Origin of the sequence: Variovorax boronicumulans NBRC 103145 (assembly GCF_001591345.1) — a bacterium.
GTDB classification, from domain to species: domain Bacteria; phylum Pseudomonadota; class Gammaproteobacteria; order Burkholderiales; family Burkholderiaceae_C; genus Variovorax; species Variovorax boronicumulans.
Map to the genome: position 1 here is coordinate 1 of NZ_BCUS01000176.1, position 9,065 is coordinate 9,065.

9 protein-coding genes are annotated in these 9,065 nt (G+C 67.2%); 7 read left to right on the plus strand and 2 right to left on the minus strand.

Annotated features, from left to right (window positions below):
- Nucleotides 1-50: 50 nt before the first annotated feature.
- Nucleotides 51-968 (minus strand): AEC family transporter, encoded by a 918-nt coding sequence (locus VBO01S_RS29440; RefSeq protein ID WP_062482210.1) that lies wholly within the window; start codon nt 966-968, stop codon nt 51-53.
- Between the two features lie 116 nt (nt 969-1,084).
- Here VBO01S_RS29440 and VBO01S_RS29445 point away from each other — a divergent pair, with 116 nt between their 5' ends.
- Both VBO01S_RS29445 and xerD read left to right on the plus strand, forming a co-directional pair.
- On the plus strand, nt 1,085-2,059 hold the full coding sequence (locus tag VBO01S_RS29445; protein WP_062482215.1) for a tripartite tricarboxylate transporter substrate binding protein BugE: 975 nt from the start codon (nt 1,085-1,087) through the stop codon (nt 2,057-2,059).
- A gap of 67 nt (nt 2,060-2,126) precedes the next feature.
- A complete protein-coding gene (gene xerD, locus VBO01S_RS29450; RefSeq protein ID WP_062482218.1) occupies nt 2,127-3,041 on the plus strand; it encodes a site-specific tyrosine recombinase XerD in 915 nt (304 codons plus the stop codon).
- Between the two features lie 14 nt (nt 3,042-3,055).
- On the opposite strand, the gene VBO01S_RS29455 is transcribed toward xerD, so the two are convergent.
- Nucleotides 3,056-3,940 (minus strand): LysR substrate-binding domain-containing protein, encoded by an 885-nt coding sequence (locus VBO01S_RS29455; protein ID WP_062482221.1) that lies wholly within the window; start codon nt 3,938-3,940, stop codon nt 3,056-3,058.
- 250 nt (nt 3,941-4,190) lie between these two features.
- Here VBO01S_RS29455 and phnD point away from each other — a divergent pair, with 250 nt between their 5' ends.
- The 5 genes from phnD (at nt 4,191) to VBO01S_RS29480 (ending at nt 8,930) form a co-directional block, all read left to right on the plus strand.
- Nucleotides 4,191-5,054 carry a phosphonate ABC transporter substrate-binding protein gene (gene phnD, locus VBO01S_RS29460; protein WP_062482233.1) on the plus strand — a complete coding sequence of 288 codons (864 nt, stop codon included), beginning with the start codon at nt 4,191-4,193 and terminating at the stop codon, nt 5,052-5,054.
- A complete protein-coding gene (gene phnC / locus VBO01S_RS29465; protein WP_062482223.1) occupies nt 5,051-5,908 on the plus strand; it encodes a phosphonate ABC transporter ATP-binding protein in 858 nt (285 codons plus the stop codon). The genes phnD and phnC overlap by 4 nt, the downstream gene beginning before the upstream one ends.
- Nucleotides 5,905-6,723 carry a phosphonate ABC transporter, permease protein PhnE gene (gene phnE / locus VBO01S_RS29470; protein ID WP_062482225.1) on the plus strand — a complete coding sequence of 273 codons (819 nt, stop codon included), beginning with the start codon at nt 5,905-5,907 and terminating at the stop codon, nt 6,721-6,723. Before phnC ends, phnE begins: the two co-directional genes overlap by 4 nt.
- Before the next feature lie 62 nt (nt 6,724-6,785).
- Nucleotides 6,786-7,889: an iron-containing alcohol dehydrogenase PsrA gene (psrA, locus tag VBO01S_RS29475; RefSeq protein ID WP_062482228.1), complete on the plus strand. Its 1,104-nt coding sequence runs from the start codon at nt 6,786-6,788 to the stop codon at nt 7,887-7,889.
- A 72-nt stretch (nt 7,890-7,961) separates the two neighbouring features.
- A complete protein-coding gene (locus VBO01S_RS29480) occupies nt 7,962-8,930 on the plus strand; it encodes a Bug family tripartite tricarboxylate transporter substrate binding protein (RefSeq protein WP_062482231.1) in 969 nt (322 codons plus the stop codon).
- The last annotated feature ends 135 nt before the right edge of the window (nt 8,931-9,065 follow it).

Consider the following 9,065-nt stretch of genomic DNA (forward strand, 5'->3'; position numbering starts at 1 on the left):
GCCCGCCGGGGCGAGACCCGGCCTCGGAACGTCCTACGACCACGCGGCAACTACCGAGGCAGAGCCAACGCAAACGGCAAACTAACCACCCCCAAGATCGTAGACAGCGTGACCAGCCCAGCCACATAAGGCCCGTTGTATCCCATCCGAGCCGCCAACACATAAGCACTCGAAGCGGTCGGCACAGCAGAAAAAGCCATCAACACCGAAGCCTGCGTAGCGTCCAGCTTCAGTGCAAGCGACAACCCCCAAGCCACGAGCGGCAAGAAGAAATGCCGTATCGCCAGCACAGACACCGCCAACACCTTCCCCCTCCCCAACGTCGCGAACTGCATCCCCGCCCCCGCCGCAAGCAACCCCAACGCCAGCGACGCAGCCCCGATCCGCGTGAGCGTCGGCGTCAACCAGCCAGGCACCGTGAGCCCCAGCACATTGGCCAGCAGCCCCGCCAGCGTCGCCACGATCAGCGGATTGCGCACCAGCTGCCGCACGAAGCCGGTCTGCGCATGCCGCGTCATCGGCCACACGGCGGCGATGTTGAACATCGGCACGCACACGCCGATCAGCACCGCGATCAGCAGCAGGCCTTCGGGCCCGGCCAGCCGCTCGGCCAGCGCCAGGCAGATGAACGAGTTGAAGCGGAACGCGATCTGCGCGCTGGCGGCGTGGTCGTGCCGGTCGATGTGCGCGCGCAGGCCCGGCACGAAGGGCAGGGCGTAGGCCATCGCGATGCCGGCCAGCCCGACGCCGACGCCCGCGGTCAGCAGGCTCGAGGTCGCGCCGAAGTCGAGCGGGCTGCGCACGATCGAATGGAACAGCAGGACGGGAAATAGAAAGTAATACACCAGGCTCTCGACCTGGTCCCACACGCGGCGGTCGAGCGCGGTGTAGCGGCACAGGAGCCAGCCGATGGCGATGAGGGAAAAATCGGGGAAGAGCAGCTGCGCGTAGTTCACCGCTTCGAGCATAAACCGGCACAACCGTGGGTATTCCACAGCATGACGGAAAGCCCCGACCCGCTAGCATCCGGGCTTCGCTTTTTTCCGGCCGCCCCGGCCGGTTCCGTCAAGTCAAGGAGTTATCGATGCAACGTCGTCAATGGAGCGCGTTCGTGGGCGCTGCCGCGCTGGTCACAGTGGCAGGCCAGAGTTTCGCGCAGGGCTATCCCACCAAGCCGGTCGAACTGAGCGTGCCGTTCGCACCCGGCGGCACGACGGACATCGTGGCGCGCGTGATCGCCGACCCGCTGGGCAAGGTGCTGGGCCAGCCGGTGGTGGTGATCAACCGCGCCGGTGGCGGCGGCATCGTGGGCGCGGCCGAAACGGCGCGCGCACCGGCCGACGGCTACAAGCTGGGCGTGGCCACGGTGTCGAGCACGGCGGCCAACCCGGCCATCAACCCGAAGACGCCGTACGACCCGATCACCGACTTCACGCCGATCATCAACATCGCGGCCACGCCGAACGTGATCGCGGTGAACCCGAGCTTCCCGGCCAAGAACTACGCCGAGTTCGTGGCCGAACTGAAGAAGAACCCGGGCAAGTATTCGTACGCCTCGTCGGGCACGGGCGGCATCGGCCACCTGCTGATGGAGCTGTACAAGAGCCTGACCACCACCTTCGTCACGCACATCCCGTACCGCGGCGCGGGCCCGGCGCTGAACGACGTGGTGGCCGGCCAGGTGCCGATCATCTTCGACAACCTGCCCTCGGCCATGCCCTTCATCCAGAGCGGTCGCCTGGTGCCGATCGTGGTGTCGGCACCGCAGCGCGTGGCCGGCCTGCCGAACGTGCCGACCTTCAAGGAAGTCGGCCTGGAGCCGGTCAACCGCATGGCTTACTACGGCATCCTCGGCCCCAAGGGCCTGCCCAAGGAAGTGGTCGACAAGATCAACGCCGGTGTGAAGAAGGCGGTGGAAGATCCGGCCGTGAAGAAGCGCATCGAAGACACCGGTTCGCTGATCGTGGCCAACACGCCCGACCAGTTCGCCGCGCAGATCAAGGCCGAGTTCGACGTGTACAAGCAGGTCGTGAAGAAGCAGAACCTCAAGCTCGACTGAGCCTCTTCGCTTCCCCCGAAAGCCGCCCGCGTTCCGGGCGGCTTTTTCTTTTGTTATCTTGCACCGCATGACCGAGGCCTTCGCCGCTCCCCCCACCGCCGACATCGACACCTTCATCGACGCCCTCTGGCTCGAGGACGGGCTGTCGAAGAACACGCTGGCCGCCTACCGCCGCGACCTCGCGCTGTTCGCGCAGTGGCTGCGCGAGCAGCGCGGCGGCATGGGGCTGGACGCCGCGCGCGAGACCGACCTGCAGGCCTACATGGGCGTGCGCCTGTCCACCAAGGGCAAGGCGACCTCGGCGAACCGCCGGCTCACGGTGTTCAAGCGCTACTACCGCTGGGCGCTGCGCGAGCGGCGCATCACGGCCGACCCGAGCATCCGCCTCATGCCCGCGCGCCAGATGCCGCGTGCGATCAAGACGCTGTCCGAGAAGCAGGTCGACGACCTGCTGGCCGCGCCCGATGTCGAGAGCCCGCTCGGCCTGCGCGACCGCGCGATGCTGGAGCTGATGTACGCGAGCGGCCTGCGCGTGAGCGAGCTGGTGGCGCTGAAGGCGATCGACATGAGCCTCAACGATGGCGTGCTGCGCGTGCTCGGCAAGGGCAACAAGGAACGCCTCGTGCCCTTCGGCGGCGAGGCGCGGCGCTGGATCGAGCGCTACCTCGACGAGTCGCGACCCGTGATCCTCGACGGCCAGCAGACGCCCGACCTGTTCGTGACCGCGCGCGGCGCGGGCATGACGCGCGTGATGTTCTGGGTCATCGTGAAGAAGCAAGCCGCGGCTGCCGGCATCCATGTGCCGCTGTCGCCGCACACGCTGCGCCATGCCTTTGCCACGCACCTGTTGAACCACGGCGTCGACTTGCGTGCGGTGCAGTTGCTGCTGGGCCATGCCGACATCTCGACCACCACCATCTACACGCACGTGGCGCGCGAGCGCCTGAAGCAGCTGCACGCGGCGCACCATCCGCGCGGCTGACGCGGCGTTCGTTCTCAGCTCTTGCGCTTGCGCGCCTCGATGGCCGGCACCAGCGTGTCGTAGAAGGCGCTGACCATGCGCATCTCGCGCCGCTCGGCCAGGCACAGCACGTGGGCGTAGGTAAAAATTTCGGTGTCGCTGAAGCCGACCATGTGCAGGTTCGGCCCCGGCACGAACTCCACGCCCGACACGGCCGCGATGCCCAGGCCTTGCGCCACGGCTTCGCGGATCACTTCGCGGCTGCTGATTTCCATCACCACGTCGACCTCGACCTTGGCTTTCGCGAGCGCCAGTTCGAGCGCCTTGCGCGTGGTCGAGCCTTGCTCGCGCAGGATGAGTCGTTCGCCCTGCAGCTCCGCGAGGCGGATGTTGCGCCGCTTCGCGAAGCGGTGCGTGGAGGGCACGAACATCACGACAGGGTGCTGGCTGAAGGGCACGGACAGAAAGCGGTCGTCGCGCACCAGCTGCGCGAGCACGCCGACGTCGGCGCTGTAGTCGAGCAGGCGGTCGAGCACGTCCTGTGAATTGCCGGTGCTCACCGTGACCTTCACGTCGGGGTAGCGCAGGCTGAAGTCGACCAGCATCTTGGTCACGTGGTACGGGCCCACGGCCGCCACGCGCAGGTGGCCGGTGCGCAGCTTGCCGGCGTCGCCGAGCAGCGCCACCGCATCGCCTTCGAGGCTGAAGATCTGCTGCGCGAGCTGCATGAGCTGCTCGCCGATCTCGGTGAGCTGCACGCGCCGGCCGCGTCGGTGAAAGAGCTCGACCTGGTAGGCCTCTTCGAGAAAGCGCACCTGCGTGGTGATGGTGGGCTGGCTCACATGCAGGTGCTCGGCGGCCCGCGTGAAGCTGCCTTCGCGGGCCACGGCATAGAAGGAACGCAGCTGGGTGAGGCGCATCGCGGGGGCCTTTCTGATCTATAGGTTCAGTATATAGATCATCGAAAAAATTTGAATTTGATCGATATGAGTACCAGTGATGTACTCGCGCTCAAGACGGACCAGGCCTCGACAGAAACACGCCGGACGTCCCGAATCCTCACGTTGTCATGACCATGACACGCACGACTGGAAGACTCGAGACGGGTACTTTTGCCCTTCGAAACGACCTGAGGATTCCATGCAACGCAGACCACTGGAGACAACCATGATGAAGCGTAGAAAGCTGCTGCTCGGCACTGCCGCCGTGACAGCGTCCGCCTTCGTGCCGATGGCACGGGCACAGCAGGTTCTCACTGTCGGGCTGATTCCTTCCGAGGACTCGCGCGCCATGATCGCCAACAGCCAGGCCATGATGGACATGCTGTCCAAGGCCCTCGGTTTCGCGGTCAAGCCCTTCGTGGCGGCCGACTACAACGGCGTGATCGAAGCGCTGCGTTCCAAGCGGCTCGACGTGGCCTACCTCGGCCCCTTCTCGTATGTGCTGGGCACCACGGTGGCCGACATCGAGGCCTTCGCGGTGGCCGAGACCAAGAAGGCCGGGCGCACCTCGTACCACAGCCAGATCGTGACCCACAAGGACACCGGTATCAAGACGGTGGCCGACCTCAAGGGCAAGACCTTCGCCTTCGTCGATCCGAGCTCCACCTCGGGGCATCTGTTCCCGAAGGCCGGCCTGCTGAAGGCGGGCTTCAACCCCGACAAGGATTTCGGTCGCGTGATCTTCTCGGGCTCGCACGACTCGAGCGCGATCGCGGTGCAGAACAAGAAGGTCGATGCCGCGGCCATCGCCGACCGCATCCTCGACGCTGCCGTGTCCAAGGGCCTGGTCAAGCGCGAAGACCTGGTCGAGGTCTGGAAGTCGGACCCGATCCCCGAGTCGCCCACCGTGTGGCGCAAGGACCTGCCCGCCGACCTGAAGACGCGCGTACAGGCCGCCTTCCTGCAGGTGAAGGACATCCCCTGGTCCGACCAGGGCCTGCTCAACGGTTTCCACCCGACCAACGACGCGGCCTACAACATCATCCGCGACACGGCCAAGGTGCTGAACCTCGACCTGAGGAAGATGAAATGATCGAGATCCGCGGGCTGTGCAAGCGCTACGGCGACTTCACCGCGCTTCACCGTGTCGACCTCACGGTGGCCAAGGGTGAATTCGTCGTCATCCTCGGCGCATCGGGCGCGGGCAAGTCGACGCTGCTGCGTTGCATCAACCACCTGGCCGAGCCGAGCGAAGGCGAGATCCACGTGGACGGCGAGCGCTCGCGCGGTGACCGCGCCGGCCTGCGCAAGGTGCGCCGCGACGTCGCGATGATCTTCCAGCACTACAACGTGGTGCCGCGCCTGTCGGTGCTCAAGAACGTGCTGACGGGGCGGCTGGGTTCGATGCCCGCGCTCCTGTCGTGGTTCCAGGTGTTCCCCGCGAAGGACATCGCCATCGCCCGCGAATGCCTGCGCCGCGTCGAGCTCGACCCCAAGGCCGACCTGCGCACCGACACGCTCTCGGGCGGACAGAAGCAGCGCGTAGGCATTGCCCGTGCGCTGGCGCAAAAGCCCAAGGTGATCCTGGCCGACGAGCCCGTGGCCAGCCTCGACCCGAAGACCTCGCGCAAGGTGCTCAACTACCTGAAGCAGGCCAGCCGGCAGGACGGGATCACGGTGATCTGCAACCTGCACCAGGTCGACTACGCCCGCGAGTTCGCGCAGCGCGTGATCGGCGTGGCGGCCGGGCGCATCGTGTTCGAAGGCCGGCCCGACGAGCTGACCGACGAGGTGCTGCACCTCATCTATCCGGGCGGCGTGGAAGAGGGCACCGACGCCGCCGCTGCGGGCGCAGAGCCCGACACCGCAGCACCGAGCGTGCCCGCCGCGGCCCTTCATGCGGCGCCGGTGCGCACCGCCCCGCAACTCGCCATGGAGCAATCATGATCGCCCTCGGACGCTACAACCTGCTGATCGCCCGAAGCGCCGGCAACCCCGGCTGGTGGAAGTACGCCGTGGCCGTGCTCGCCGGCATCGGCGTGTTCTGGTGGGCCGCCATCGGCAGCCAGGTGAGCTTCAGCGAACTCGGCAAGGGCATGCCCTGGATCGCCGACTTCCTCGGGCGCATGCTGCCGCCCAACTGGGAGTTCATGGGCAAGCTCGTGAAGCCGGCCATCGAGACCGTGCAGATCGCGCTGTGGGGCACGCTGCTGGCGGTGATTCTTGCGGTACCGCTGTGCTTCTTTGCGGCGCGCAACATCTCGCCGAACGTCGCCGTGTTCCACGCGATGCGGCAGGTGCTGAACATCACGCGCGGCATCAACGAGATCATCCTGGCGCTGATCTTCGTGGCGGCCGTGGGCCTCGGTCCGTTCCCCGGCGTGCTGGCACTGGCACTGCATGGTGCGGGCATGCTCGGCAAGTTCTTCGCCGAGTCGATCGAGGAGATCGACCAGGGCCCGATCGAGGCGCTGCGCGCCACCGGCGCGGGACCGATCCAGACCATCATCTTCGGCGTCATTCCGCAGGTGGTCACCGCGTGGATCGGCGTGATCGTCTACCGCTTCGAGACCAACCTGCGCCAGGCCACCGTGCTGGGCATGGTGGGCGCGGGCGGTATCGGCTTCGAGCTCGTCGGCAGCATGAAGCTGTTCCAGTACCAAGACACGGCCACCTGCATCCTGGTGATCGTCGTGATGGTCATGACGGCCGACTACCTCTCGACCCGGCTGCGCGGCTGGATCCAGCAGGGCGCGCGCTGATGACTCGATCGCTCCTCGCGTCTGTCCCCGCGGCTTTGGCCGCCTCCTGAAGAAACCCCTCCATGAGCGCCAACTACCACAACCCCGTGCACAGCGTGTACGGGGCAGGGGCCCTGCTGTCCCTGCCGAAGCTGCTCGAAGGCCGGCGCGCCGCGCTGGTGACCTTTCCCGAGGCGCGCGCGCTGGGCCTGCTCGATCGGCTGGCGTCGGTGCTCGGCGACGCGCTGGCCTGCACGCTCGACCAGACGCGGCCCAACCCCGACGTGGCGGAATTGGCCGAGACCTACGAATGGTTCTGGCGCACGCACGCCGACGTCGAGGTGATCGTCGCGGTCGGTGGTGGCAGCGCCATCGACACGGCGAAGGCGCTGATGGTGGCCGACGACCACGGGCGCTTCGCGGACCTGGTGGCGGGGCTCGCGGGCGAACGGCCCTTCGTCGCCACGCGCCACAAGACGCTCATCGCCGTGCCCACCACGGCCGGCACGGGCAGCGAGGTCACGCCCTGGGCCACCATCTGGGACCGCGAGCGGCAGAAGAAGTATTCGCTGCACCTGCCGCAGACCTGGCCGACCTATGCCGTCATCGACCCCGAGCTGATGCTGTCGCTGCCCGCGGCGGTCACGCTACAAAGCGGGCTCGATGCGCTGTCGCACGCGCTCGAAGCCATCTGGAACGTCAACGCCAATCCGCTGTCCGACACCTTCGCCGTGGCGGCCGTGCAGGACACGCTGGAGGTGCTGCCGCAGCTCATGGCCCGGCTGGACGACGTCGACCTGCGCGGGCGCATGGCACTCGCGGCACTGAAGGCGGGCATGGCGTTTTCCAACACCAAGACCGCGCTCGCGCATTCCATCTCGTACGAGATGACGCTGCGCTACGGCCTGCCGCACGGCATCGCCTGTTCGTTCCCGCTGCCGATGGTGCTGGCGCGCGCCATCGGCCGCCGGCCCGACCGCGACGCGGTGCTGGCGCAGGCGCTGCGCATGCCGCTGGCCGACGCGCCGGCGCAGCTCGCGGCCTTCATCGAATCGCTGGGCGTGAAGACGCGCTTCGCCGACTACGGCGTGGGCGAGGACGAGGCGCGCGAGATGCTGCGCCATGCGCAGGGCGGGGCGCGCGGGCGCAACTTCATCGGCAACGACGTGGAGGCGCAGGAAGCCTGAGCAGGTGCGAGCCGGAGGTCCGGCGATGTTTCAAAATGGATGCTCTTATTCAAGAGACATCGAGAGACATCCATGAACCTTCGCAGACTCTGCACCGGCCTCGCACTGGCCACGACCGCCGGCTTGGCCATCGCCCAGGGCTTTCCCACCGCCAAGCCCATCCGCCTGATCGTCGGCTACCCGCCCGGCGGCGGCATCGACTTCGCGGCGCGCACGGTGCAGGTGCCGCTGCAAGAGGCGCTCAAGCAGCAGCTGGTGGTCGACTACAAGCCGGGCGCCAGCGGCATGATCGCGGCCACCGAGCTCACGCGCCAGCCGGCCGACGGCTACACGCTGCTGCTGGCCAACACCGGCCCCTTCGCCATCGCGCCGTACCTGCAGAGCAAGCCGCCGTACGACCCGATCAAGCAGTTCACCTACATCGGCCAGATCAGCCAGGGCAGCTACATCGCGGTGACGCGGCCCGACCATCCGGCGAAGAACCTCAAGGAGTTCGTGGCCTGGGCCAAGGGCCAGCCCGGCAAGGTCAACTTCGCCTCGGGCGGCAACGGCACCTCGACGCACCTGAACGGCGAGCTCATGAACCAGGTGACGGGCCTGGACATGACGCACGTGCCGTACAAGGGCAGCGCGCCGGCGGTGCAGGACCTGCTGGGCGGGCAGACGCAGATCCTCATCGATGCGGGCAGCGTGCTGCTGCCGCAGGTGAAGGGCGGCAAGCTCAAGGCGCTGGCCGTGACGGGGCCGGTGCGCGATCCGCAACTGCCCGACGTGCCGACGGTGAAGGAGCTGGGCCTCGCAGGCATGGAAGCAGTCGGCTTCCAGGGGCTGGTCGGCCCCGCCAACATGCCCAAGGAGGTGGTCGATCGCCTGTCGGGTGAACTCGCGAAGGCACTGGCGACACCCGAGATCAAGGCCAAGTTCGCAACGGCCGGCGCCGAGGTGCATCCACTCGGCCCGGCGGCCTTTGCGGCTTTCGTCAAGGCGGACAATGAGAAGTGGTCCAAGCTGATCCGCGAGCGCAAGCTGCAGCTGGACTGACCGATCTTTCTTCTTCTCTTCGACGCATGCCTTTCATCGACACCATGAACTTCCTCGCCGCCTCCAAGCCTTCGCGCCGTACCACGACCCGGCTGCTCGCCGCCGCGGCGCTGTGCGCGGCCAGCGGCGCGCATG

What these genes read in the sequence shown, in the direction of transcription:
- VBO01S_RS29455 (WP_062482221.1), bottom strand. Translation starts at nt 3,940, where the DNA reads ATGCGCCTCACCCAGCTGCGTTCCTTCTATGCCGTGGCCCGCGAAGGC.
- psrA (WP_062482228.1), top strand. Translation starts at nt 6,786, where the DNA reads ATGAGCGCCAACTACCACAACCCCGTGCACAGCGTGTACGGGGCAGGG.
- phnC (WP_062482223.1), top strand. Translation starts at nt 5,051, where the DNA reads ATGATCGAGATCCGCGGGCTGTGCAAGCGCTACGGCGACTTCACCGCG.
- xerD (WP_062482218.1), top strand. Translation starts at nt 2,127, where the DNA reads ATGACCGAGGCCTTCGCCGCTCCCCCCACCGCCGACATCGACACCTTC.
- VBO01S_RS29480 (WP_062482231.1), top strand. Translation starts at nt 7,962, where the DNA reads ATGAACCTTCGCAGACTCTGCACCGGCCTCGCACTGGCCACGACCGCC.
- phnD (WP_062482233.1), top strand. Translation starts at nt 4,191, where the DNA reads ATGAAGCGTAGAAAGCTGCTGCTCGGCACTGCCGCCGTGACAGCGTCC.
- VBO01S_RS29445 (WP_062482215.1), top strand. Translation starts at nt 1,085, where the DNA reads ATGCAACGTCGTCAATGGAGCGCGTTCGTGGGCGCTGCCGCGCTGGTC.
- phnE (WP_062482225.1), top strand. Translation starts at nt 5,905, where the DNA reads ATGATCGCCCTCGGACGCTACAACCTGCTGATCGCCCGAAGCGCCGGC.
- VBO01S_RS29440 (WP_062482210.1), bottom strand. Translation starts at nt 968, where the DNA reads ATGCTCGAAGCGGTGAACTACGCGCAGCTGCTCTTCCCCGATTTTTCC.